We start from the raw sequence: 24,977 nt of genomic DNA, 5'->3' as shown, positions 1-24,977 counted from the left end.
TTTCTCTACCTTTCCCTTTCCGGGGGAACTGAAACTGACTTATATCCATCCTTTCTCCTGGCAGTACTGTATAGCTTCGATACGGTTAGTTACGCCCAGTTTGTCCAGAATGATGGACACATAGTTCCTTACGGTTGCCGGAGCTATAAACAGCGACTCGGCGATAGCTTTCGTATTCTTGCCTTCGGACATAAGTGCGACCACCTGTTTTTCCCTTTCGGTGAGGGGGCTCGGATCCGTGAAGGCGAGATCGACCAGTTCCGGGTCGTAAATTTTAGCTCCTTCATGGATTTTGCGGATGGAAGCGGCAAGATCGTCACTTGGACTGTCTTTCAGCAAATAGCCGTGTACCCCTGCATTTTTGGCTCTTTGAAAGTATCCGGAGCGTGCATACGTAGTAAGGATAATAACCCTGCACGGAAAGTCCTTCAATTCTCCGGCAGCGTCCAGTCCGTCCTTTTTCGGCATTTCGATATCGAGCATACATATATCCGGTTTCAGCTCCCGCGCAAGGCGAAGCAGTTCTTCCCCGTCTCCCGCCTTGCCGACGACTTCTATCCCTTCTTCGAGATCAAGAAGCGTGGCGAGCGCCCCGAGCAGCATCTGCTGATCCTCGGCGATTACCATACGAATCATGAAAGTTCCTCCTTTTGTTTAATGATAGTCGGTACATAAAAGTTCAGGGCAGTTTTTGCGTTCTGTTCAATCTTAAGCGTTCCGTTGACAAATTCCAGCCGTTCTTTCATCCCTTTCAGTCCACTTCCCTCCCCGTAATCGTCTTTGCTGAAGCCGTCTCCGTCATCCGTAACGGTAAGCAGAGTATCTTCTTCTCCCTGGTCGATAGCGATTTGACATACGGAAGCGTTGCTGTGTCTTGTTACATTCGTCACCGCTTCTTTCAGGCACATGCTGAGTACGTGCTCAATCAGGGGAGGCAGGTGTACCGAACCCGGAGCTCCGGACTCTTCGAAAGTCATTCCGGCTGTCTCTATCATTTGCCGGGCACGTATCCATTCATCTTCAAGAGATGCTGCTCTCATGTCAGAAACCATTTCCCTTACTTCTTTCAATGCTGTGCGGGCGGTGTCGTGTATGTCCCTCATTTCATCTTTAGCCTGGGCCGGTTTCTGTTCTATGAGCTTTCCGGCCAGTTCGCTTTTCAGACCGATCATAGACAGTTTCTGACCAAGTGTATCATGAAGGTCTCTTGCTATTCTTTCTCTTTCTTCTGTCACTACAAGCTGGGAAATACGTTCATTAGCATCTTCAAGGGCGTCTTCGAGAATTTCCTGATTTCTCCGGTACCGGACGGTAAAAGGGAGAAGCACTACCCCTATAAGAGCAATCGTTACGAAGGGAAGGTAGGGAAACAGAGAATCCATCTGCATAATGAAAGTCATCACCGTCGCTATAAAGGTAGTCGTCAAATGGACCGTATACAGAGCTATAAACCCTCCGCGGTGACGGATGCTTCCGATAAAGTAGGCAAGAAACAAGGCGAAATAGACGTATCCGAAAAGGAAAGTCATAAGGAGGCTTATAGCTATTTCTATACTGACGAAGAGGTAAATCATACGACTATTTGACGAAAAGGACCACCGATAACAGAGGAAGAAAATGAAAGTCATCAGAATACCGAACACAATTTCCAGCACGGAAGATGATCTGAATATGAAGAAAAAGGGAAGGACGCAGAAAACGATCCATATATATGCGCCGAGCCCCGTATGTTTTGGAAGTATATGGTACCATTGCTGCATAGAAGTTACTCCTTTTCTTTTAGCATATCACACACGAAAGAGACCGTCCCGGCAAACACGGGGCGGTCTCACTTTTATGATGAATAACGGTTTTTAACCGGAAGTCCCTGCATTGCTTTTTAACAGGGGCTTCACTTCCTTGAAAGAAACGAAAGTTTTGTTGGCGGTATCATAAAGCCGGAACCGGACCGATTCCAGACTGGTAAGCAACGTAATAGTCGTCGCGTACTGGAGAGGAGGCGTAGATTCGTGAGCTTCCTCAAGTTTATAGTTGGGTACTCTTGGACTCAGATGGTGCACGTGGTGGAAGCCGATATTTCCGGAAATCCACTGGAAGACTTTCGGGAGACGGTAGTAGGAACTTCCGTCGACAGCCGCTTTAACGAAATCCCACTCCGATTCGTCCTCGAAGTAAGAATCTTCGAACTGATGCTGAACGTAAAAAAGCCATATTCCGAGCATGCCGGACACGTAAAGGATCGGCAGCTGCACGAGAAGGAAAGCTTCCCATCCGAGTGTTGCAATGATCGTTCCGTAAATGAGTACGGCAGATATATTAGTTACGTAGGTATTCACGCGTTCCTTTTTCTTCGCACCTTTACGGTTGAAACGGTTGGAGATAAGGAAAAGATAAATGGGACCGAATCCGAACATGACGATAGGATTCCGGTACATACGGTAAATGAAACGTTCGCGTTTTGAAGCCTGAAGATATTCTTCCACCGTCATCACCCATATATCACCGGTACCGCGCTTATCCAGGTTCCCGCTTGTCGCATGGTGGATAGAGTGGCTCCGTTTCCATTTATCAAAAGGGAAAAGAGTCAAAATACCGCTGATAATGCCGATGGTACGATTGGCTTTCTGACTTGGCAGAAAAGAAGAGTGCGTACAGTCGTGAAAGATGATGAAAATCCTTACGACGAAAGCCCCGGCGAGGATAGCTACCGGTACGGCGAGCCAGGCAGATATCTCAAGAGAAAGATAGGCCAGAATCCAAAGCGTGACAAAAGGTACCATAGTATTGAGCAGCTGGATTATTCCGGCTTTAGTATCGGGTTTTGCGAATTCCGAAACGTCTTTTTTAAGCTGTTTCTGTTTTTCTTTTTCCATAGTTGAGCCTCCCGTGTTCCGTTGTTTCTATATCGTAACTTAAATTAGGATCAGGTATAAGGCACAAGTGTCAGTATTTATTCGTGATAAATATCACGGATGTTTATATGTATTCAGAGTTACTCATTTAGTATAAAATGATAAGTAGCTTGTTAAAAAGGTAGGTTCAATTATGGAAGAACATGAGGATTATATAACACGGATTCAGATTGAGGATAAAGAAATAGTGCTCATCGGCACCGCTCACGTCTCCAGGGCGAGTGCTCTGCAGGTGAAGGAAGTAGTGGAGCAGGAAGAACCGGACAGCGTCTGTGTGGAGCTTGACGAACAGCGGTATCATTCCGTCGTCGAGGGAAACCAGTGGAGAAATATGGACATCTTCCAGATCATTAAGGAGAAGAAAGCGACGCTGCTGCTGATGAACCTGGCGATTTCGTCCTTCCAGAAACGAATGGCGGAACAGTTCGGTATTAAAGCAGGTCAGGAAATGATTCAGGGGATTGAATCAGCCGAAGCATCGGGTGCCGAACTCGTCCTTGCCGACCGGAACATTCAGCTGACGTTTGCCCGTATATGGGGGAACCTTGGTTTCAAAGGGAAAGCGAAACTCATGCTTTCCCTGTTTGCAGGTATTTTCTCCAAAGAATCGATATCGGAGGAAGATCTGGAAAAGATGAAGGAGCAGGATATGCTGGATGCGATGCTTGAAGACTTCAGCGATAACTTTCCGAGACTGAAGCAGCCGCTTATCGACGAGAGGGATCAGTATCTCGCCGAGAAGATCCGTACGGCTCCCGGAAAGAAAGTGGTAGCCGTTCTTGGAGCTGCCCATGTTCCCGGAATTACGAAGGAAGTACACAGGGAACACGACCTGGAAGCGTTGAAAGAACGTCCGAAAAAATCTCCCTGGCCGAAAATCATCGGCTGGGCCATCCCGATTTTCATTATAGCGCTCATCGCCTATACCTTTACGATGAATGCGGAAGCCGGTATGCAGCAGACGCTCAGCTGGGTCCTCTGGAACGGCATCGTTTCAGCTGTCGGAGCGGCTGCGGCCTTTGCACATCCCCTCGCTATTCTGACTGCTTTCGTAGCGGCCCCGGTTACCTCGTTGAACCCGCTTATTGCGGCCGGCTGGTTTGCAGGGTTCGTCCAGGCTTACATTAAGCGGCCGAACGTGGGGGACTTCGAATCCCTTTCCGACGACGTGACTTCCGTCAAAGGTTTCTGGAACAACAAAGCGACGCGCGTGCTGCTCGTCATTGCACTGACAAATATCGGAAGTTCTCTTGGGACATTCATCGGCGGAGCGGATGTCATTCGATTATTTTTGGAAAACTTTTAGCACGTCTCCCTCGTTCAATGGAGGGAAAATATGATTTATGTCAGGAGGATCTGTTTTGAGTAAAGAAGAAACATATATCAATGATTTAATCGACTTTTTGAGTATTCCTTCCATTTCCACGGACGCAGCCTATGAAGCCGAGGTGAGGAAAGGGGCAGAATGGCTCGCTTCCGACCTCAGGAACAGCGGGATGGAAAATGTGGAGATTATGGAAACGAATGGTCATCCGGTAGTGTATGCGGATTGGCTGCATCAGCCTGACAAACCTGTTCTCCTCGTGTATGGCCATTATGACGTACAGCCGGCTGATCCCGTGGAACTGTGGACGTCCGCTCCTTTCCACCCGGAAATCAGGGACGGTAAGCTCTTTGCCCGTGGAGCCACGGATGATAAAGGCCAGGTACTCATCCACGTTAAAGCGATTGCGTCATTAATGGAAGAGGACGGGGAACTGCCTGTCAATATCAAGCTCTGTTTAGAAGGCGAGGAGGAAATAGCCAGCCCCAGCCTCGTCCCTTTCGTTAAGGAGCATAGAGATAAGCTTGCCTGTGACGCCGTGCTTATTTCCGATACTCCGATGATAGACGAAGAGACTCCTGCGATTGTAACCGGTCTCCGGGGCGCTTTGGCTTTTGAAATGGAAGTTGCTACTGCCGCTACCGATCTCCATTCCGGAGCGTACGGGGGAGCGGTACCGAACGCTGCGCATCATCTTGTCAAAGTGCTGGACTCTTTCCATGATGAGAGCGGAAGAGTGAATGTCGAAGGGTTTTATGAAGGGGTGCCTGAAGTAACGGATGAACTGCGGGAAGAGATGGCGCGCATTCCTTTCCATGAAGAAGCTTTGAAAGGAGAACTCGGGCTCACTTCGTTGTACGGGGAAGAGGGGTACACTCCGCTTGAGCAGATCGGTCTCCGTCCGACACTGGAATTCAACGGAATTACTTCCGGTTATCAGGGTGCGGGTGTGAAAACCGTAATACCCAAAGTGGCCACGGCAAAAGTAAGCTGCCGCCTGACGGGTGAACAGGACCCTTCTCATGTGTTCGAAAAAATCAGAGAGCACGTGGAAGCGACAGCTCCTGCAGGCGCTTCGGTTACTCTTGATAAACAGATAGAAGCGAAAGCAGTGACGGTCGATGCCGGTAATGAGTACATCCAAAAAGCCGGAAAGGCTTATGAACAGTTTTATAAAAACAGAACTCTCTATCCAAAAGAGGGAGTCTCCATACCGATCGTCGAGGTGTTCCGAAATGAACTCGGAGCGGAGCCCGTCCTGATGGGATTCGGCCTTCAGTCCGAAAATATGCACGCACCCGATGAACACTTTCATCTGTCCAATTTCAAAAGGGGAATACAGACAGTGAAAGCGTACTATAAATCTTTTCAGGAAGATTGATCGTTTTTTTTGAAGCAGGCAGCCATCCCTGTTCGTGAGGGTTTTGTTCTGTGAGAGTGCTGAATAAGCACTCTGTTTTCTTTCCACGATCGGAAAAGGGAGCAGAGTGTTTTAAAATTCAGAAAATTTATAGATAGTATGGTAATAAGGGTTTACAATCCCGGGGAATGAGGAAAACTGATACAGATGCGCAGGGCCCGTGTGCAAAATTCCGGAACTTATTGACACCGCTTACACTATCCGCTATAGTGTATGTACAAGTTAAAACGTGTGGTGGAGATTCGGAGATTCACATGAGCAGGCGCATCGGGAGTGGTGTGCTTACTCATGTGAATCTTTTTTTGTCCCCGACCGTTAAACAGACGAAAAGGAGAGGTGACAATGACTGAATTTTTAGCTGAAATAATCGGGACGATGATTCTCATCATATTCGGTGGCGGTGTTGTAGCAGGGGTGGTATTGAAAGGTTCGAAAGCCGAAGGGACAGGCTGGGTACTGATTACGATCGCCTGGGGTCTTGGTGTTACGATGGGAGTATATGCTTCCGGTAACGTCTCCGGGGGACACATCAACCCGGCCGTTACGCTTGGTTTTGCTGCAATAGGAGAATTTCCGTGGGCCAAGGTGCCGATGTACATATCTGCCCAGATCATCGGAGCATTCATCGGCGGTGTGATCGTCTTCCTGAATTACCTTCCCCACTGGCGTGCCACGGAAGATAAAGGAGCAAAACTTGCCGTTTTCTCGACGGATCCGGCAATCCGCAGTCCTTTTTCAAACCTGGTCAGTGAGATTCTTGGTACTTTTGTACTCGTAATGGGGCTACTGTTCATTGGAGCTAACGACTTTACCCAGGGACTCAACCCGGCGATTGTCGGTCTTCTGATCGTAGCTATCGGAATGAGTCTCGGAGGAACGACAGGGTATGCAATCAACCCGGCTCGTGACCTCGGGCCGCGTATCGCCCATGCTTTACTTCCTATTCCGAATAAAGGCGGTTCGGATTGGAGCTATTCCTGGGTCCCTATTCTCGGACCGGTGCTCGGAGGAATCTATGGAGCGATTTTTTACAAAGCGATTTTCCTCAGTGAATATTCCGTAGCTTTCTGGATCAGTTCCGTCATCATTCTGGCGATTCTTATCCTTGCAGCACGATCAGAACTGAAAGAAAAACCGACAAAGGCAGATAATCTGGAAGAGAAACTCAGCTAGAGCTTTGCAAACTTATTTTCTATAATCAATATATTATAAGAAAGGGGAATTATTATGTCAGAGAAGTATATTCTATCCCTGGATCAGGGTACTACAAGTTCAAGAGCCATTCTTTTTAATCAGAAGGGGGAGATTGTCGAAACCGGTCAGAAAGAATTCGAACAGTTCTTCCAGAAACCCGGGTGGGTGGAGCACGATGCTAATGAAATATGGACTTCCGTTCTTTCCTGTATATCCGAGGTTCTGAGAAAATCCGATATTGAACCTAATCAGATTGCCGGAATAGGGATTACCAACCAGCGGGAGACGACAGTCATCTGGGATAAAAACACCGGTAAACCTATCTACCGGGCAGTAGTATGGCAGTCGCGCCAGACCCAGCAGATCTGTAATGATCTCCGGGAACAGGGGTACAATGAGACGTTCCGTGACAAGACAGGGCTGCTGCTCGACCCTTATTTCTCAGGTACGAAAGTAAAATGGATTCTTGATAATGTGGAAGGTGCAAGAGAAAAAGCGGATAACGGCGAGCTGCTCTTCGGAACTATGGATACATGGCTCGTTCATAAGCTTTCAGGCGGGAAAGCCCACGTTACTGATTACTCCAACGCATCCCGTACCCTCATGTTCAACATCCACGAGCTGAAGTGGGATGAGGAACTTCTTGATATTCTGGGTGTTCCGAAAAGCATGCTGCCGGAAGTGAAAGACTCTTCCGAAGTTTATGCGAACACGGTTGATTATCACTTCTTCGGGGAAGAGGTGCCAATTGCCGGGATGGCCGGAGACCAGCAGGCTGCCCTGTTCGGCCAGGCCTGTTTCGACGAAGGAATGGCGAAGAACACGTACGGTACCGGCTGTTTCATGCTTATGAATACCGGTGACAAAGGCATACAGTCGGAAAACGGGTTGTTGACTACTCTCGCCTGGGGACTGGACGGTAAAGTCGAGTATGCCCTGGAAGGAAGTATCTTCGTAGCCGGTTCAGCTATCCAGTGGCTCCGCGACGGGCTGAAGCTCATCGAAGACAGCCCAGCCAGTGAACAATATGCAAAAAACGTAGATTCGACCGAAGGAGTTTATATGGTACCGGCGTTTGTAGGACTTGGTACTCCTTACTGGGACAGTGAAGCCAGAGGGGCGATGTTCGGCCTGACACGCGGCACGAAGAAAGATCACGTCATCCGTGCCACACTGGAGTCTCTTGCTTATCAGACGAAGGATGTCCTTAACGCAATGGTTACGGATTCAGGCATCGATGTGAAAAGTCTTCGTGTGGATGGAGGGGCTGTGAGGAACGACTTTCTTATGCAGTTCCAAAGTGACATACTCGATGCACCGGTGGAGCGTCCGGTCGTTCAGGAAACGACAGCCCTGGGTGCCGCTTACCTCGCGGGTCTTGCGGTAGGTTTCTGGGATAGTAAGGATGATATAAGAAAACAATGGAACGTGGAAGAAACTTTTGAACCTGATATGGAAAGTGAAGAAAGAGAAGAGCTTTACAACGGCTGGAAGAAAGCCGTTAAAGCGACGAGAGAATTTAAATAAGTATGATGAAAAGTCACAGTGCCGGACACTGTGACTTTTTTTATGAGATAGGAAAACACGTTTTCGAGGTTCCGCTTTCCTAACTTTTGGATTAACGTTATAATATTAATTAAAGAAATACGGTTTCAGAGAGGAAGTTAGCGTGTGAGATGGGAAGAACGATTTGACTGGCAGCTGTTTTTTTCAATTCTGGCATTTATAGTTGTCAGTTGTATCGCTTTATATAGTGCCCAGCAGAGTGAACAGTATAACGATCCGTTCGTCACGAGACAACTGGTGTTCTACGGGCTTGGTTTTATCGTCATCGCTGTAATGATGAATTTTGATCCTGAACTTTACCAGAAAGCGAGTATTTATTTATACATTTTCGGCCTGCTTCTGCTTATTGCGCTTATTTTGGCACCTTCTTCCATTGCGCCGGTCATCAAGGGACAGAAAAGCTGGTTTGCCCTGCCGGGACTGTCTATACAACCTTCGGAATTCATGAAGTTCTTCACGATAATGATGCTTGCGAACGTTATATCCAGGCACAACGGCCGTTTTCAGGGAAAAGCTTTTACTTCGGATGTCGTATTGCTTTTTAAAATCATCGGTGTCACCGCGCTGCCTCTTCTTTTGATTATGCAGCAGCCCGATCTCGGGACTTCTCTCGTGTTCATCGCAATAATGGCAGGTATGATTCTTATTTCGGGAATACGGTGGAGAGTGATTGTACCGATTTACTCGGGCATCGCTGTACTTGGAACTACTATTATTTTGCTGGCTCTTCAGGCTCCGCAGTTTCTGGAGAAGTATCTTGGAGTTAAGGAATATCATTTCGGACGTATCTATTCCTGGCTTCAACCACTTAAATATGAAGACTCCTCCGGCTATCAGCTGGTTAAAGCAATGCGTGCCATCGGCTCAGGACAGCTGTACGGAAAAGGCACGGGGGAACGGGAAGTGTATATGCCGGAGAGTCAGACGGATTTCATTTTCAGTATTATAGGGGAGGAGTACGGTTTTCTTGGCTCATGTGTCGTGCTGCTTCTGTTCTTTCTGCTTATTTACAGACTTACCTTTATTGCCCAGCGTGCGAATTCTAACTTCAGTTCTTACGTACTTGTCGGGATTATAGTGATGATCACTTTCCACGTTTTTCAGAATATCGGCATGTCTATTCAGCTCTTGCCAATTACAGGGATCCCTCTGCCATTCATCAGTTACGGCGGGAGTTCTCTGCTGGCGACTCTGATGGCTATGGGCTTCGCTTTTGCCGTCACTTTTCATCATCGTACGTACATGTTCGGGGACTACTGAAGAAGTCACAATCGAATCTGCTGACAAAAAGAGGCATGAATCCGCCAGGAAGTCATGCCTCTCTTTAATAGGTACTTGAAATTAAAAGTGAGCTGCTTTAGTATCCTGAACAAAGAAGTCGAATCCGAACGCGGTCAGGAGACCGACAATCAGTACCCAGAGAGCAATACTGATTCCCATCCAGATGAGCATCCGCCTTTTAGTAGCTCCCATAGCCATCCCGATAAAGGCTGCAATGTGGGTGCCGATAAGAATTGGACCGAGGAGAGCGAAACCGATCACCCCGTATTTTTGAAATAGGCGTACGGCCCGCACACTCCTGCTTGAAGAGCGACCTTTCTCTTCCCGTCGTCGTACATACCATGCCTTTAATTTATCAAACAAAAGGATTACCGGTATAACGGTAAGCATATTTCCCATAAAGCCGACGACCATCACGAGTGTGGGAGAGAGCCCCCATACAATGCCGAGTGGTACTACGACAAGCACTTCCAGCCAGGGAGTAGCAGCACCAAGGAAAATAAGTAGATATTTGTATAAAAGCACTCCCGTCCCCCCTTTATAACGATTGGATATTAAAATATAAGCGACCGGGAGGCAGTGGGTCAAGCCTTCCGCCCGGGTGCCGGCTTGTTTCTCCCTGTTCTCACAGAGGGAAAAAACTTCAGTTTCCGGAGACGGCCGATCTAATACTGTACCTGATCCGGTGATTGACGAATAAGTCTAAAAAAGGGTAGCAGGAATCAGAATTCTGATTCCTGCTACCCGTCCATTGGTCGTACCTTCATCCATTATTGTTTTTTATCGTTGATGTCAGTTACGTTATCATCCGTACTGCCGGAAGTGCTGGTATTATCGGAACTCTCGCTGCTTGAAAGTTCTTCTTTTGCTTCGCTGGCTTTTTCCCCGACAGATTGAAGCTCATCTCCTGCATCTTTGGCTGTCTCTATCATTTCTTTGGATTCGTTCTGGATGTCCTGCGCACTCTCTTTAAGCTGATTGCCCTGTTCATCCAGGATCTCCTGAATCTTTTGCACAGCTTCTTTCGTGATGGAGGCAGCACGCTGAATACGGCCGAGCCAGTCGTCTTTGACGCCCTGTGGGTCTTCTTTTACGCGGTTAGCGTAGCCTGAGATTTTGTTCTTCGCGTTGGAAGATCCGGATTTGACACGTTTACGCTCTTCGGAATCTGAAGCGAGAACTACAACTGCGCCTACCAATGCTCCGGAAACCATAGCGAAAGGAAGTTTGTTACCTCTTCTTTTATTATTCTGGCTGTCCTCATAATTTTGTCCCATTATTTATCCCTCTTTCTGTGTCAGATTATTTTCGTAACGGGCAGCACGTGCGGCTTCCTGTCTCAACTGAAGTTTATCGGCTTCGATGGAGTGGTGAACGTCTGAACCTTTCGAATACCGCTCTATACTTTTCCGTTCTTTTTTCAGGCGGCGGTGCGACTGCTGCTTTTGAAAGCGGGTATCCCGGTAAAGGAAGAACCCGCCCACGGCGCCAAGAGCAAAACCGAGACCGGTGAGCCCTGTTTCGAGGTTATTGTCCTGCGCCATTTGTCTGCTCCGGAAGATTGTCTTTCAATGCTTTTCTCTTCTGCACGAGATAATAAGAAAGAGCCATCGCACCGTAGAGCCCGTTCCATCCCTGTTCTCCGACTTTCTCTTCGCCTTCGGAAGTATTCTTCTTCAGAGCATACGTGACGTCCACAAGAGACGACGTAAGCTTACGGGAGGATTCTCCCACATCGCCGACTATATAAAACAGTGGACTCAGTGCACGCAGTTTCTCGTTGACATCTGCAAGGGCATTGTTACTGTTTTTCAGTATGTCGGTCGTTTCATTCATTACTGTATCCAACTGGGAAGGCAGTTCATCGACTGTGCGGTCCACCCCTTTCAGTACGCTGGCCAGATTATTCAAAGTTCTTACTAAAAATATAGCTATGATCGCAAAAGCTATTCCTATAATTAATACACCAATTCCTAAATAATCCATAGTTTACCCCTTTCTTATTTCGTATTTTGTTTCGGACGAACGCGGCGATACTTAGAGTACAACTCGAGAATAGCATCTCCCCATTTCATCGCCTGGGCAACCTGTTCCGAACTGCGGTCAGATGCGTGTGATACGTGACGGGTCAGATTCTCTATCGAGTCATTCACGTTCCCTACAGAAGAACTGACGCTATGTAGAGATTCGAAGACCGGGTCGATCGATTCACTTTTGTGCTGAACATCGTCTACCAGACCGTTCGTTTTTCTTACGAGATCTTCGGTTTGGGCAGTCATACCCTCCACCTGTTTCTCCACCGTATCCAGCGTACTGGAAACATTGTTTAGAATGTCAGTTGCTGCTTTCATGGTTTTGACCAGGAAAATCACAATCAGCGCAAAAGATAGTGCAATAATTAATAAACTTATGGAAACAAATGACAATGGTCCCACCTCCTTCAACTTCTCTTCCCATGATACCACTAAAAATCGCTTTTGAAACTCATTTAAAGGGAAGTTTTTCTTAAAAAATTTGGTTAATCGAACGACGGTATGGGGAATGGGGAACAAGTAAACAGTAAACTATTATGAAGGAGGCATTCCCATTGTTCGATAAAATAAAAAAGTTCGGCAAAGAGCTTGTCGAAGAATTTCAGAAAGATGATGTTCCCGTACTTGCCTCTTCCCAGGCTTATTATTATCTGCTGGCCATATTTCCTATGCTCATACTTATGTTGTCTTTATTACCTTACTTCTCCATAGACAGTGAGCGGATTATGGGCTTTATCTCAAGTAACGTACCGGGGGGCACGGCGGAAATGCTTAGGGAGAATATCGTGAGTGTGGTGGATAAACCGAGTGGGGGCCTGCTCACAATTGGTATTCTCGGTACGCTCTGGTCGGCATCGAATGGGGTCAACGCATTCATTAAAGCAGCGAACATAGCCTACAATGTGGAAGAGACGAGATCTTTCATTAAAGTAAGGTTGATTTCCATAGGTCTTACGCTCGGCATGATTTTAGCAATCGTTGTCGCGATTATGCTCCCTGTCTTCGGTGATGTAATCATCACTTTTGTGACAGATCTTCTCCGGCTCCCGGACTCTACCGTTATTTTATTTCAGATACTCAGATGGGCTATCTCTATTATTGTCATGGCTGGAGTACTCATGGCCCTGTACCACATCGCTCCCAATGAAAAAATTCCGTTCAAGAGCATTATACCGGGAGCGCTGACTACTGCAGTACTGTGGCAGGTCATTTCCCTTCTTTTCTCTTTTTACATCAGTAACTTCGGAAACTACTCTGCTACGTACGGAAGCCTCGGAGGTATAATTATACTGATGCTTTGGTTCTTCCTTACAGGCATCATTCTTATGGTCGGTGCGGAGATCAACGTTATCACAAGCAGACACAGACAGTCGAAACATGGATGAGAAGACCGGGTACCCCCGGTCTTTTTATATGCAGAAAATGTATGCAGGTAATACTTTATCCCGTGAAAATATCACGAGTATGTGACAGGATATATAAGAAAATACAAGTTTTTTTAAGAATGGAGCTTTTTAACTTTACTTCAGGGGGTAATTTGATATTATATACATGGATATGATAAATAATTATGTTTGTAAAGGAGGAAGAGACGATGGTTGCATCTCTTTTCATAATTTTGTTCACTGTATTTTCGACGTTCGTAGTGCTGGCAGCCGGTAATGAGTTCATGACCCGCATGAAGAACCGTGCGGATAGAAATCGTCTTTCTCAGGAACCTCTTCAGCAGCCGGTTTTTGAGACGGGTTCCCGGTAAACCCCCCTCCCGAAAAATATGAAGAAGAACCGGAAACAGTTACCTTAAACCGAACTTCCCATAAATAAGCCCTTTCCGATATTTTTAACGGGAAGGGTTTTGTTTTATTATATAGAGACCTACTGATAAGGCTGGAAGTGAAAAGGGATTGTTTCAATCTGCCCTGGAATGGGTATCTTTCTAACAGAATATTACAGAGGAAGGTGGAATTTTTAATGAAGGAGTACGTGGATTATTTAACAGAGTGGCTGCAGAGTAAAATCAAAGACGCCAACGCTAAAGGTGCTGCAGTGGGAGTGAGCGGCGGTCTTGATTCGGCTGTAGTCGTGAACCTCATTAAGCGGGCTTTTCCTGACAACTCCCTCGGAGTGATTATGCCGGTCGGACAGGAAGTGGAAGATCAGAAGGAAGCGGTGGAAACCGTTAAGAAAGCGAATCTTTTTTACCTCGGTATAAACCTGACCGAGTCGTACGAAAAACTTTTCAAAGATATTAAAGGAAACATCGAGAGTCACGGGGAGTGGGTGGAAGACAATGAACAGCTGGGCGGTGCCAATCTTAAAGCCCGTTTAAGAATGAGCACATTGTACGCTGTAGCTGCCAACTACAACTATTTAGTGATCGGTACCGGAAACGCCCCCGAGACGTATACCGGATACTTTACGAAATTCGGGGACGGTGCGGCGGATATTGAACCTCTCTCTCATCTCACCAAGCAGCAGGTAAGGGAAATGGCAAGATACCTTGAAGTACCTGAGTCCGTCATTGAAAGACCGCCGAGTGCTGAGCTCTGGGAAGGTCAGACGGATGAGGATGAACTCGGAGTTACGTACGAAACGATAGATGCTTATCTGCGCGGAGAAACGATTGATGAGAAAGACGAACAAATTATCGAGGGGCTTCACGAGAAAAGTAAACATAAGCGTCACATGCCTGCTGTCCCGCCTGAGGTTCCAAAAGGAGAGTAAACGAAATGAGCAATAAAACAGCTTTATTATTGATCGATTTTATCAACAGCATGGATTTCGATGGGGGAGAGAATCTTCTTCAAAATACGAAAGAAATCGTGCCGGATGTGAAGACGTTGAAACAGGAGGCTAAGGACAACGATGTGCCGGTCATCTATGTCAATGATAACTTCGGCCTGTGGCAGGATCACGTGGAGGACCTGATTAAAGACGTGAAAAAAGGGATCGGACGCCCTGTTATAGAAGAACTGGAGCCGGCAAGAGACGAGTACTTCATACTGAAACCCAAACATTCCGGATTTTATGGGACACAGCTTGATATTCTGCTTCAGCAGCTTGGAATCGAGCAGCTCATTATCAGCGGTATCGCCGGAGATATTTGTACGCTGTTCACCGCAAACGACGCCTATATGCGCGGCTATCATTTATGGGTGCCGGAAAATGCTTCTGCTTCTGAATACAAAGAAGATAACGATAATGCGTTAAGAATTATAAAGCGTTCCCTGCAGGCGAATATTACGTCTACAAAAGATTTCACAATAAGAGAGTTTCTTGATGGAAAAGATAAATAAAATGAAGGCTGCCGGATCTCCGGCAGCCTTCATTTTTTACTTTCAAGGATTTCTTTCATCACGACAGCGTGATTATATTCTTTTTCCTTCGTGCCATATAAAAGCACAACTCTTTCCCCGTCACTTTTTTCTTTCAGTCGTTGGAGATCTTCCTGGTGATCTCCGTTTTGAAGTTCCTGTTTATAAGAAGAGCGGAACTCTTCAAATTTTTCCTTATCGTGATTGAACCATTTCCGCAGGGAAGAGGAGGGAGCCAATGTTTTTGCCCACTCATCCAGCCCGGCATCTTCTTTGGAGATTCCACGCGGCCATATTCCGTCAATGAGTACACGGTAGCCGCCGAGTTTCGAATCTTCTTCATAAATTCTTTGCAGTACAACAGACATGGACAATCCCCTTTCTTCAATAATTGAATGATTTCCACCTGTTACAGGGGTTTCTGTATTCTATATTTAGGGGTTTTCCCCGATTCCCGAAACTTACACGTAAATATAGAATAGAAGAAGGAGGGGAAGCAGATGCCTGATGTATCCATTCATAATTTTTACGAACAGCTTCTCGAAGAAGCATCCTTTGATTTACATGAGCGTTACAGTCAATTGCTGACTGGCCTCAAGTGGAAAATGGACGAAGAAGATGCTTTGCTTATATCCTATATCATTGAAGATATGCGTGAGCGGTCTTCGTATTATTCCCCTGTATCTCTCAGGAAGCTGGGGGTGTACCGCGCGTGGAGGACTTACGCAAACCAACTTGGGAAACGGCATGGTATCCGTATATTATTCGAGGAAACTGCTTGTCATGTATGGAATGAAGACAATCCTATAATATTCCGTTTTCTTCAGAAACTGATACAGATCGTCGTCAGCGAAGGCGGCACGGAAGAAATAAGAGTTTTTGTTGAGGGTAATAGTTTGCTATTATTATATGAAAAAGAATTGTATAGAAGCATGAAAGAAGATTTTTTAAAAAAATTCGCTGTCTTTGCGGGCGTCGAGGTTTCCGTTCAGGAAAAGGAGAGCACTGTCGCCTGGGTAGTGAAGAGAGAGGAGGGGCCTCATGATTTCAATACTAATTGTGGATGATCATGCTGTAGTGCGTTCAGGGCTGCGTATGCTGCTGGAGGCACAGGAGAATCTGGAAGTGGCAGGTGAAGCCTCGGAAGGTAACGAAGCCTACGCCATGACAGAGGAACAACGTCCGGACCTTGTACTTATGGATTTGTCGATGCCTCATGGGAAGGATGGACTTTCCGCAACGTCCGAGATTAAAAATAAATTTCCTGAAACGAACGTCCTTGTTCTGACTATGCACGACGATGAGGAGTATTTGTTCAGGGCGATTCAGCTGGGTGCTTCCGGATGCATATTGAAAAATGCTCCTCACGATGAGCTGATCAAAGCGATACATCAGGTTTCAAAAGGGGATGCCTATCTCTACCCTTCCGCAACGAAACGGCTGATGGAAGAGTATATGACGAAGGTGGAAAAAGGGAAAGAAGGAGATCGTTTTTCTTTACTTTCGGATCGGGAAAAAGAAGTTCTTGCTCTGGTGGCTAAAGGTTATTCCAATAAAGAAACCGGGGAAAAACTGATCATCAGTGTGAAAACGGTGGAAGCGCACAAAGCGAACGTGATGGAAAAACTCCAGTTGAAGACGAGACCGGAGCTGGTAGAGTATGCGTGGAAAAAAGGGCTGTTTGGCTATTCGATATAAGGAGCGATGAGTGTGGAAGTACTACTCCGGGAAATTAAAAAGAACCTTCAGGCCGACGTTGTGGCGATAGCAGAATGGAAGAAGAAAGAGGCCTCTATCCAATGGAGTCACACAATCGGCATGAATACTAATAAACATCTGCACGTTCGTATCCTTTACGGTCTGGGTATCGTCGGCAAAGTGATGCAGTCCGGCACGCCTATGTACTACTATTCAGATGCAGAAGCTCACGAGGACCCTCTCGTATATTCGGAGTCCCTGAAATCATTTTTCCTCGTTCCTCTCGCTTCAGGCGCCAGTCTTCCGAGCGTAATGATGGTCGGGTATCGAACACCGGTTGACCTGCCCGGAGAGAAGCAGTGGGCTCTTTGGCGAAACCTGTTAACAGAGAAGTTGAAAGGGGGAGAACCGTTATGAAAAGTCCGATAACATCGTTCGCATCTATCCAGGAAGGTCTTTTTTTATTTGATAAAACAGGAGAAGTGTTATTTGCTAACGAACAGGCCTGGCAGATGGCTCGTTCTTCGGTTACGGATATAGAAGATGTGTTTCTTGATTTTTCGCAGGAAGAGCTTGAAAAGTGTGAAAAGAACGTACTGCTTGATAAACATCTCCTGCTTGCCGACGGGCAAACGATTCCCGTGCTGGTGGTCGTATACGAAAAAGACGATATGTACATCGTAACGCTTAGCAACATACGGGAGCGGAGCCGCATTGCCCCGGATTTTTATCAGCCGCTAAAAGAGCTTCTTGACATTAAATACGCTCTTGACGAATCTTCTATTGTGGCAGTGACGGACCAGCGCGGGCGCATTAAATACGTTAACCGGAAGTTTTGTGAAGTGTCTAAATATGAACCGGGAGAACTGATTGGGAAAGATCACCGTGTCTTAAACTCAGGTACCCATTCGAAAGAGTTTTTTAAACAACTCTGGAAGACGATCGGTACCGGTAACGTATGGCGCGGCGAAATTTGCAACAGGACGAAGGACGGGGGCTTCTACTGGGTGGAAACAACTATTGTACCTTTTCTGAAAGAGGATGGAAAGCCGTATCAGTATTTGGCTATCAGGAATGAAATAACGGCAAGAAAACAGTTCGAACAGGAACTGAAAGAAATGGCGACGAGGATTCTTTCTGTACAGGAAGAAGAGAAGCGACGCCTGTCCCGGGAATTACATGACGGGATCGGCCAGAATCTGTACAGTCTTCTCATCGGCCTTCAGCGGTTACAACAGGAAGGTACAACCCCTCTCGTTGACAGCATGGAAGAAGAAGTGAGCAGTATCATTCAAAAGGTGCGTGATATCTCCTGGGAACTTAGGCCTTCAACGCTCGACGAGCTCGGTCTGATCCCGGCGATACGATCGTTTGTGAACAGGCACCGGGAAGCATACGGAATGGAAGCGAATTTCAGAACTACACTGACAACGCGTCTGGACCCGGAGACGGAAACCGCGATTTACCGTATTGTGCAGGAGTCTATGACGAATGCACGTAAGTATGCAGGAGTAGAAGAAGTGAAGGTTGAAATTGAGGAAAACCTGGACTATATTTCCCTGGTCATCCGCGACGAGGGGGAAGGCTTCGATAAACGCCGGACAGAAAGAGGGGTAGGGACCTTCAGCATGCAGGAAAGGGCCCGATCGGCAGGTGGTGAACTCACTGTTTACTCCAGACCGGGAGAGGGCACGACTGTTAAAGCTACGTTCCCTAAAAATATGTAAAAATTTCAGAATCAGAGCGCTTTTTATACCTGGATGCAGGGGGTGAACTTTGCTGAAACAACTATTCACACCCTGTCCTCCGGGTTTTTTTAATTTATAGGGGATTACCTTCATAAAGATGAGGGGATTCCCCGATAACTATTCGAACCCTTTCTTGTTATAATTGAAAAGAAAGGGGGAAGACAGGCATGAAAAAAGAACCGCCTCTGAAAGGAACGCTGGTTAGCGTGTTCGTGGTCGGATTCATTATCGTTGCTATGTGGATAGGGGTATATACCCTGTATATCGGTCGTTTATAAAGGAGGGTGTTTATGCATTTACATAAGTATGAAAAAATTTGGCTTACATTCGGTTTTGCAGCACTCATCATTTTCCTTTCGGTTGTGGGGGTCAGTGCGTTTCATCAGGGTCACACTCCGGCAGGTGGTCTTCAAAAAGTGGATCCGGATAACCTGGAATCTACTCCTCCTTTTGATAAGCCCGGTGTGCATGAAAAGGAAGACGGAAGTTATGAGGTAGCAGTAGTCGCTGAGGCTTTCGGGTACACTCCTGGAGAAATTCAGGTGCCTGCCGGAGAAAAAGTGACGTTCAAAGTGACGAGTAAAGACGTAACTCACAGTTTTTCCATTGTAGATACCAATGTAAATATGATGGTAGTACCCGGTCAGGTGAATGAGAAGACTCACGTGTTCCGTGACCCGGGCAAATATTTGATTGTGTGTAACGAGTATTGTGGCTCAGGCCATCATTTTATGAGCATGGAAATTGAGGTGGTGGACCAGTGACAGCAGTATCCATTCCGAATCCGGAAAGAAAATTAGCCCTTACGAATTTAGGTATAGCCTATACAGCTTTTATTATTGGTACCCTGTGTGGTTTGATGCAGGTATTCATACGGAACGACGCCCTGCAGTTACCTGCCTGGCTGGATTACTATCAGATTTTAACGGCTCATGGTGTGCTTCTGGCTCTCATATTTACTACATTTTTTATCTTTGGTTTTTTCCAGTCCGGCATGAGCAGAACCTTAGGGGCTTTCGGGCCGAAAGTTGTGTTTTGGAACTGGGTCGGTCTGATTATTACCACAACGGGTACAGTGATGACTACAGTAATGATTGTAAGCGGAGAGGCCTCTGTTCTTTATACTTTTTATGCCCCGATGATGGCTAATGGCTTTTTCTATGTAGGACTGGCGCTGTTCGTCGTCGGTACCTGGGTGCAAAGCTTTGCTTTAGCGGGTCACTACTTAGTGTGGCGCAAAGCGAATAAGGGAGAAAAAAGTCCGCTTTTTGCTTATATGACAGTCGCTACCATTATCCTGTGGATCATTGCCTGTCTCGGAGTAGTCGCTACTGTCCTGTTCCAGTTTATCCCATGGGCGTTCGGCTGGAAAGAAGGTATTAACGTAGAGTTGAGCCGCTCATTATTCTGGTATTTTGGCCATCCGCTCGTTTATTTCTGGCTTCTTCCGGCTTACATCGGATGGTATGTCATTGTGCCGAAAATCATTGGTGGAAAAGTCTTCAGTGATTCTCTGGCCAGACTATCGTTTATCTTATTCATACTGTTTTCTATACCGGTAGGATTTCACCACCAGTTGACGGAACCGGGAATTGCCAGCTTTTGGAAGTTTCTGCAGACGGTACTCACGTTCATGGTAATAGTGCCTTCTCTTATGACGGCCTTCTCCATGTTTGCAGTATTTGAAACGAGAGGGCGTGAACTCGGAGGGAAGGGGTTATTCGGATGGTTCCGTAAACTCCCGTGGAAAGATGTAAGATTCACATCCATTTTTATTGCAATGCTGTTTTTTATCCCCGGAGGAGCCGGAGGAATTATTAACGCAAGTTTTCAGATGAATGAAGTGATTCACAATACTCTCTGGGTGGTCGGCCATTTCCACATTACGGTCGGTACCCCTGTAGCCATGACATTTTTCGGAATAACGTTCTGGCTCATTCCTTTTCTGACGAAACGCGTGTTTACAAAGGCTCTTCAGCGTCTTGCGCTGATTCAGATCATTACCTGGTCGATCGGCATGGTTTTGATGAGTACGGCTCAGCATGTGCTCGGGTTGTTTGGTGCTCCCCGTCGTACAGCTTATACGGGGTATCAGCATGAGGATGCACTTGCCTGGTTTGAAGGAATCATTTCCAATCACGTGACGATGGCGGTAGGGGGGTCCATCCTCTTTCTTTCAGCCTCCCTGCTCATTTTTATAGTTGTTCAGCTGGCCTGGTTCGCTCCCATGGCTGAAAGTGCCACGCAGGAGACATTTCCTATAGCAGAAAGTGATGCGAGGGAGACACCGGGGATCCTTGAGAACTGGACAGTGTGGATAGGTGTAGCTCTTGTTCTGATTGCTGTAGCTTATACTATTCCCGTTGCAGATATGATTCAGCATGCACCCCCTGGTTCCGACGGCTTCAGGACCTGGTAGGAAAGGAGAAAAAATATGTCTTTTGCATTTGCTTTTACGATATCGATGGTTATCATGCTGACGATAGTACTTGGCATAGTAGTGGAATTGGCGGAAGAGTAAGACGACACATTTTGCGCAGTTTCTGTAAGTCGTCGTAAATAAATCAGTAAGGGAACCGCAATAAAATTGAAGAGACACAGCAGATCGGAAGGTTAGAGTTCGATCTGCTGTGTCTCTTAATGTTATCTATTACCTGTTTTATTCACGTTCCTTCATTTATGGCTTATAAGGAAACGTAATATGGGAGATCATCGTGCCCCATTGCTCTTACATAGACGAATAACTGCCCTTTGTGATGAATTTCATGGTGCATGCCGGTTTCCAGTACCTTTTCGGCCGGAAGTTTCTCTCCCAGCATATCGCTGACATCAATAGTCTTGTCAAAATCTTCCTCGCTCATGGAAGCAATCAGTTTTTCTGTTTCCTGTGTGTAAGTGGAAGCTTTCGATTTAAGTTCCGTATTATCATCGTCGTCGAAAAGCTTGGCAGGAGACTGATTGTTAGCGAGACGGGCGAACATGTAAGTCGCCTCCAGAATGTGGTTTGCGAGTTTACCAACCGGCATGGATGTATCCGTAGGCGCGAAATCCAGTTTCTTCTCGTCTATCAAAGCTATCAGATCGTTCGTCACCTTACGATGGGCACGAAACGTAGCAAGAAAATCTTCTTTTCTGTTACTCACTGTAATTCCTCCTATAGTCATTTTCATTGAGATTCTTCCTGTTTCTCTTATCGTGTAAACCTTTTATTCAATATTAAAGCGCCTTCAATTGTGACGATTTCCTTAAAATAGCATGTTTCGATACACTTTAGGGAGGAAATGATGTAAAATAATGTTGTGCGAAACTTAACGGAGGTTTTACAATGATTACTAAAATTAAAAATGCTTTTATTAATAACAAAACGAAATTCGGCACGTATGCTGCAGTGATTGCACTGTTCTGGCTGAAGATGTATGTGATCCAGCGGTTCGTGTTCAATCTTCCGGTGGAGAATACGAATGAAGCTTTTATTCTCGCCTTTAACCCGCTGAGCAGTATTCTTCTTATCTTTGGGATCGGATTGCTTATTGCTGGAAGAAAAGGGATGCTGGTTTCGTACATCCTCGGTTCTGCGCTTTTGTACATTAACGTACTGTTTTACAGAGAATATAACGATTTTATCACTCTACCGATGATTGAGCAGGTAGCCAACCTTGCCGGCATGGGAGGAAGCATTCAGGAAATTCTTTCTTTCGGGGATATTTTCCTCTTTGTAGATGTATTAATCGCCGCATTCCTTCTTTTCTATCTAAGAAAAGATCGTTTCGTCTCTTTTATGCCGAAACGCTGGGAAGGGTTCGCTTTTGCAGTAGTAGCTATTCCTGTATTTATGATTAATTTAGCGTGGGCAGAAACAGAGCGTACGGATCTTCTGGAACGTACTTTTGACAGGAACATGCTTGTGCAGTACATCGGCCTGCTGAACTATCATGCTTATGATATAACGCTGCAGGGGCGTACGGAGATGAAGCGTACGTTCGCGGACAGCAACGAACTGGTTCCTGTGATCAACTATCTGAACGAACAGAACGTGGAAGACAGTGATAAGCTTGAAGGGGTGGCCGAAGGGAAAAACGTCATTTTAATTTCTCTTGAGAGTACGCAGACGTTTGCTATTGATAATACTGTCAACGGCCAGGAAATAACTCCTTACTTCAACCAGATGAAAGAAGAGGGGATTTACTTCAATAACTTCTACCATCAGGTGAAACAGGGACGTACGTCGGACTCCGAGTTTTTACTCGATAACTCTCTTTATCCGTTGAACAGGGGAGCGGTGTTCTTCACTCATTCCGGTAACGAATATGAAGCGACTCCGGAAATTTTGAGTGAAAATGGATACGCGACGTCGACGATGCACGCTAACGATAAAACGTTCTGGAACCGTAATGTGATGTATGACTCTCTTGGATACGACAAATATTATTCGAAGGAAGACTATAATGTAACGGAAGAGAAATCACACGGATGGGGTTATCTTGATGAGTATTTCTTCCAGGATTCGCTCGATAAGATGAAAGATATGGACAAACCATTCTATACGAAAATGATTACTCTTACGAACCACTATCCGTTTACGCTTCCTGAAGAACTTAAGTATATTGAAGCGGGAGACACTTCCAGCAAAACATTGAACAACTACTTCCAGACGATGCGTTATCAGGATGAGGCACTTAAACAGTTCGTGGAAGAATTTAAGCAGTCGGATCTTTACGACAATACGGTACTGATGATTTACGGAGACCACTTCGGTATTTCCGAAAACCACCAGAAGGCGATGGGTCAGTATCTTGATAAAGATATAGGGCCATTCGAGCAATTCCAGCTTCAGCGCGTTCCGTTCCTGATCTACGGGAAGGACATTCCGGCCATGAACAAGGAAACAGTAGGAGGTCAGATTGATATGAGACCGACGATTATGAATCTCCTTGGAATGGAAGAGGAAGAAGACAATCCGATCCAGTTCGGTACGGATCTGTTGAATGAGAATCGTAAAGAATTCGTGGCAGACCGTGATGGCAACTTCGCGAATGAGGAATACGTAGGAATCGAAGGCACGTGTTACGATCGGGAGACCGGTGAGAAAGTAACGGCCGGCCAGGCCTGCGAAGAAGGTTTCGAAAAAGCGCGGGAAGAGCTCAGTATGTCGGACTCCGTCATTTACGGAGATCTGCTCCGCTATCTCGACGAAAGTCGACTGGTGGAAGAGAACGGCCAGTCTTCGGAATAAACGTTAAACCCCCTGCAGCAGCCAGCTGCAGGGGGTTTTTCGTATAGCTGTCAGATTCCGAAAATATCCAGCCATATTTTGATAGCCGTGCCAAGTATGAGAACAGCAAGCATTCCCTGGAGGATAGTGGTGTTCATCTTCTTGCCTGCTTTGGCTCCGAGTGGAGCAGCAATAAGACTGGCAACAATCATAATACCGGCAGCGAGATAGTTCACCTGACCCGTCGAAACTTTTCCGATAGTGGAACCGATGGAAGATATGAGAGTGATCGCGAGCGACGAAGCGATCGTCATTTTTGTCGGTATCTTCATGACGGTAAGCATGATAGGCACAAGCAGGAAAGCTCCTGCGGCTCCGACAATACCTGCACCGATTCCGACGACAAGAGCGAGTACGGAGGCGAGCGGTTTGTTAAATGTAACTGTACTGAAATCCTGGTCGTCCAGACCTTTTTTCGGAATGAACATCATTACGGCTGCAATGAGAGCAAGGATACCGTATACGAAATTGATGCCTTCTTCCGGAAGAAGGCGGGAGCCGAAACCTCCGATCAGACTTCCAATCAGTACGGAAACTCCCATGTAGAGGATCAGCTCTTTGTGCAGGTAATTCCCTTTCCGGTAGGCCCATACACCGCCGATAGTGGCAAAGAAGACCTGGACGGCACTGATACCCGAGACTTCGTGAGCGGTAAAAGCGGTAAATCCTACAAGGGTAGGGATGTATAAAAGCATAGGGTATTTGATGATCGATCCGCCGATTCCGAGCATGCCGGAAATATAAGAGCCCGCGAACCCGATCAGGAATATTGTAATGATCAAACCGATTTCCATATAAGTTTCCTCCTTTACAAATGGAGAAGGGGACCTTTGAATAAAGGCCCCCTCCCAATCAGGTGATGCAGAGGAGAGTTACTCCCCTTTTTTAATCCAGAACTTGAGGACTTCGGAGCTTTCGTCCGTTTCCAGAAGCTCGTGGCCAGAGGATTTAGTCCATGCACTCAGGTCGCTTTTGGCTCCCTGGTCCGTAGCATGTACCTCAAGTACTTCTCCAGTTTCGATATCCTTGATGGCTTTTTTCGTTTTTACGATCGGCATTGGGCAGGCCAGTCCTGTTGCATCGAGTGTTTTTGTTACGTTCATGTTAAACATCCTCCTTGCTTGAATTGCAATAGTAAATGCAACAAAACTTCCTAGGGTACACATAGATTATGATAAAGCTTGTTTCTGTACTTCTTCCTGGAAGCGTTCCTCC

At 46.3% G+C, this 24,977-nt stretch carries 29 protein-coding genes; 17 read left to right on the top strand and 12 right to left on the bottom strand.

Annotated elements, in window-relative coordinates; genetic code table 11:
- Positions 1–39: 39 nt before the first annotated feature.
- The 3 genes from BW931_RS10260 to BW931_RS10250 form a co-directional block, all read right to left on the bottom strand.
- On the bottom strand, positions 40–636 hold the full coding sequence (locus BW931_RS10260; protein WP_076572060.1) for a response regulator transcription factor: 597 nt from the start codon (positions 634–636) through the stop codon (positions 40–42).
- Positions 633–1,760: a sensor histidine kinase gene (locus BW931_RS10255; protein WP_076572058.1), complete on the bottom strand. Its 1,128-nt coding sequence runs from the start codon at positions 1,758–1,760 to the stop codon at positions 633–635. The genes BW931_RS10260 and BW931_RS10255 overlap by 4 nt, the downstream gene beginning before the upstream one ends.
- Before the next feature lie 93 nt (positions 1,761–1,853).
- Positions 1,854–2,873, bottom strand: coding sequence for a Delta(5) desaturase DesA (locus BW931_RS10250; RefSeq protein WP_008589154.1), 1,020 nt, complete (start codon positions 2,871–2,873; stop codon positions 1,854–1,856).
- A gap of 172 nt (positions 2,874–3,045) precedes the next feature.
- Between BW931_RS10250 and BW931_RS10245 the strand changes: the two genes are divergently transcribed.
- From BW931_RS10245 to BW931_RS10225, 5 genes are all read left to right on the top strand, one after another.
- The gene (locus tag BW931_RS10245; RefSeq protein ID WP_008589156.1) at positions 3,046–4,218 is read left to right on the top strand and encodes a TraB/GumN family protein; all 1,173 of its coding nucleotides are present in this window, start codon (positions 3,046–3,048) and stop codon (positions 4,216–4,218) included.
- Between the two features lie 55 nt (positions 4,219–4,273).
- Positions 4,274–5,617 carry a dipeptidase gene (locus BW931_RS10240; protein ID WP_143541876.1) on the top strand — a complete coding sequence of 448 codons (1,344 nt, stop codon included), beginning with the start codon at positions 4,274–4,276 and terminating at the stop codon, positions 5,615–5,617.
- A gap of 381 nt (positions 5,618–5,998) precedes the next feature.
- Positions 5,999–6,829 carry an MIP/aquaporin family protein gene (locus BW931_RS10235; RefSeq protein ID WP_008589160.1) on the top strand — a complete coding sequence of 277 codons (831 nt, stop codon included), beginning with the start codon at positions 5,999–6,001 and terminating at the stop codon, positions 6,827–6,829.
- 54 nt (positions 6,830–6,883) lie between these two features.
- Positions 6,884–8,377: a glycerol kinase GlpK gene (gene glpK / locus BW931_RS10230; RefSeq protein ID WP_076572055.1), complete on the top strand. Its 1,494-nt coding sequence runs from the start codon at positions 6,884–6,886 to the stop codon at positions 8,375–8,377.
- A gap of 144 nt (positions 8,378–8,521) precedes the next feature.
- Positions 8,522–9,676 (top strand): FtsW/RodA/SpoVE family cell cycle protein, encoded by a 1,155-nt coding sequence (locus tag BW931_RS10225; RefSeq protein WP_076572053.1) that lies wholly within the window; start codon positions 8,522–8,524, stop codon positions 9,674–9,676.
- An 81-nt stretch (positions 9,677–9,757) separates the two neighbouring features.
- On the opposite strand, the gene BW931_RS10220 is transcribed toward BW931_RS10225, so the two are convergent.
- From BW931_RS10220 to BW931_RS10200, 5 genes are all read right to left on the bottom strand, one after another.
- Positions 9,758–10,222: a small multi-drug export protein gene (locus BW931_RS10220; RefSeq protein ID WP_076572051.1), complete on the bottom strand. Its 465-nt coding sequence runs from the start codon at positions 10,220–10,222 to the stop codon at positions 9,758–9,760.
- Between the two features lie 245 nt (positions 10,223–10,467).
- Positions 10,468–10,974, bottom strand: coding sequence for a hypothetical protein (locus BW931_RS10215; protein ID WP_076572050.1), 507 nt, complete (start codon positions 10,972–10,974; stop codon positions 10,468–10,470).
- Between the two features lie 3 nt (positions 10,975–10,977).
- Entirely contained in the window at positions 10,978–11,241 is a 264-nt protein-coding gene (locus BW931_RS10210) for a hypothetical protein (RefSeq protein WP_008589169.1), read from the bottom strand.
- Positions 11,225–11,683 carry a DUF948 domain-containing protein gene (locus BW931_RS10205; RefSeq protein ID WP_008589172.1) on the bottom strand — a complete coding sequence of 153 codons (459 nt, stop codon included), beginning with the start codon at positions 11,681–11,683 and terminating at the stop codon, positions 11,225–11,227. The genes BW931_RS10210 and BW931_RS10205 overlap by 17 nt, the downstream gene beginning before the upstream one ends.
- A 14-nt stretch (positions 11,684–11,697) precedes the next feature.
- On the bottom strand, positions 11,698–12,132 hold the full coding sequence (locus tag BW931_RS10200) for a DUF948 domain-containing protein (protein ID WP_234972623.1): 435 nt from the start codon (positions 12,130–12,132) through the stop codon (positions 11,698–11,700).
- A 152-nt stretch (positions 12,133–12,284) separates the two neighbouring features.
- Here BW931_RS10200 and BW931_RS10195 point away from each other — a divergent pair, with 152 nt between their 5' ends.
- The 4 genes from BW931_RS10195 (at position 12,285) to BW931_RS10185 (ending at position 15,026) form a co-directional block, all read left to right on the top strand.
- Positions 12,285–13,115 carry a YihY/virulence factor BrkB family protein gene (locus BW931_RS10195; protein ID WP_084193913.1) on the top strand — a complete coding sequence of 277 codons (831 nt, stop codon included), beginning with the start codon at positions 12,285–12,287 and terminating at the stop codon, positions 13,113–13,115.
- A 185-nt stretch (positions 13,116–13,300) separates the two neighbouring features.
- The gene (locus BW931_RS13545) at positions 13,301–13,486 is read left to right on the top strand and encodes a hypothetical protein (RefSeq protein WP_159435693.1); all 186 of its coding nucleotides are present in this window, start codon (positions 13,301–13,303) and stop codon (positions 13,484–13,486) included.
- Between the two features lie 215 nt (positions 13,487–13,701).
- The gene (nadE, locus tag BW931_RS10190; RefSeq protein ID WP_076572045.1) at positions 13,702–14,454 is read left to right on the top strand and encodes an NAD(+) synthase; all 753 of its coding nucleotides are present in this window, start codon (positions 13,702–13,704) and stop codon (positions 14,452–14,454) included.
- Between the two features lie 5 nt (positions 14,455–14,459).
- Positions 14,460–15,026, top strand: a complete 567-nt coding sequence (locus BW931_RS10185; RefSeq protein WP_076572043.1) for a cysteine hydrolase family protein — start codon at positions 14,460–14,462, stop codon at positions 15,024–15,026.
- A 29-nt stretch (positions 15,027–15,055) separates the two neighbouring features.
- Here BW931_RS10185 and BW931_RS10180 read toward each other — a convergent pair whose 3' ends face one another.
- Positions 15,056–15,412 (bottom strand): DUF488 domain-containing protein, encoded by a 357-nt coding sequence (locus BW931_RS10180; protein WP_076572041.1) that lies wholly within the window; start codon positions 15,410–15,412, stop codon positions 15,056–15,058.
- 132 nt (positions 15,413–15,544) lie between these two features.
- Between BW931_RS10180 and BW931_RS10175 the strand changes: the two genes are divergently transcribed.
- The 7 genes from BW931_RS10175 to BW931_RS10145 all read left to right on the top strand — a co-directional run bounded on the left by BW931_RS10175 (position 15,545) and on the right by BW931_RS10145 (position 20,909).
- A complete protein-coding gene (locus tag BW931_RS10175) occupies positions 15,545–16,111 on the top strand; it encodes a hypothetical protein (protein ID WP_008589185.1) in 567 nt (188 codons plus the stop codon).
- The gene (locus BW931_RS10170; RefSeq protein ID WP_008589186.1) at positions 16,086–16,742 is read left to right on the top strand and encodes a response regulator; all 657 of its coding nucleotides are present in this window, start codon (positions 16,086–16,088) and stop codon (positions 16,740–16,742) included. The genes BW931_RS10175 and BW931_RS10170 overlap by 26 nt, the downstream gene beginning before the upstream one ends.
- A 12-nt stretch (positions 16,743–16,754) precedes the next feature.
- Positions 16,755–17,159 carry a GAF domain-containing protein gene (locus BW931_RS10165; RefSeq protein WP_008589188.1) on the top strand — a complete coding sequence of 135 codons (405 nt, stop codon included), beginning with the start codon at positions 16,755–16,757 and terminating at the stop codon, positions 17,157–17,159.
- Complete coding sequence (locus BW931_RS10160; RefSeq protein WP_076572040.1) at positions 17,156–18,469, top strand: PAS domain-containing sensor histidine kinase; 1,314 nt, start codon at positions 17,156–17,158, stop codon at positions 18,467–18,469. Before BW931_RS10165 ends, BW931_RS10160 begins: the two co-directional genes overlap by 4 nt.
- Positions 18,470–18,657: 188 nt before the next feature.
- A complete protein-coding gene (locus BW931_RS10155) occupies positions 18,658–18,768 on the top strand; it encodes a cytochrome C oxidase subunit II (protein WP_076572038.1) in 111 nt (36 codons plus the stop codon).
- Between the two features lie 12 nt (positions 18,769–18,780).
- Positions 18,781–19,254 carry a cytochrome c oxidase subunit II gene (locus tag BW931_RS10150; protein WP_008589195.1) on the top strand — a complete coding sequence of 158 codons (474 nt, stop codon included), beginning with the start codon at positions 18,781–18,783 and terminating at the stop codon, positions 19,252–19,254.
- Positions 19,251–20,909 (top strand): b(o/a)3-type cytochrome-c oxidase subunit 1, encoded by a 1,659-nt coding sequence (locus tag BW931_RS10145; protein WP_200802044.1) that lies wholly within the window; start codon positions 19,251–19,253, stop codon positions 20,907–20,909. Before BW931_RS10150 ends, BW931_RS10145 begins: the two co-directional genes overlap by 4 nt.
- Before the next feature lie 265 nt (positions 20,910–21,174).
- Here BW931_RS10145 and BW931_RS10140 read toward each other — a convergent pair whose 3' ends face one another.
- A complete protein-coding gene (locus BW931_RS10140; RefSeq protein ID WP_234972621.1) occupies positions 21,175–21,633 on the bottom strand; it encodes a DinB family protein in 459 nt (152 codons plus the stop codon).
- 182 nt (positions 21,634–21,815) lie between these two features.
- Between BW931_RS10140 and BW931_RS10135 the strand changes: the two genes are divergently transcribed.
- A complete protein-coding gene (locus tag BW931_RS10135; RefSeq protein ID WP_008589201.1) occupies positions 21,816–23,723 on the top strand; it encodes an LTA synthase family protein in 1,908 nt (635 codons plus the stop codon).
- Positions 23,724–23,773: 50 nt separating this feature from the next.
- On the opposite strand, the gene BW931_RS10130 is transcribed toward BW931_RS10135, so the two are convergent.
- Both BW931_RS10130 and BW931_RS10125 read right to left on the bottom strand, forming a co-directional pair.
- Entirely contained in the window at positions 23,774–24,556 is a 783-nt protein-coding gene (locus tag BW931_RS10130; RefSeq protein WP_076572037.1) for a sulfite exporter TauE/SafE family protein, read from the bottom strand.
- Positions 24,557–24,634: 78 nt separating this feature from the next.
- Entirely contained in the window at positions 24,635–24,865 is a 231-nt protein-coding gene (locus BW931_RS10125; RefSeq protein ID WP_008589205.1) for a sulfurtransferase TusA family protein, read from the bottom strand.
- Positions 24,866–24,977 lie beyond the last annotated feature (112 nt).

Source organism: Salimicrobium salexigens, assembly GCF_900156705.1.
GTDB lineage: Bacteria > Bacillota > Bacilli > Bacillales > Halobacillaceae > Salimicrobium > Salimicrobium album.
The sequence above is the reverse complement of the archived record's forward strand: the minus strand, read 5'-3'. Positions and strand labels throughout refer to the sequence as shown.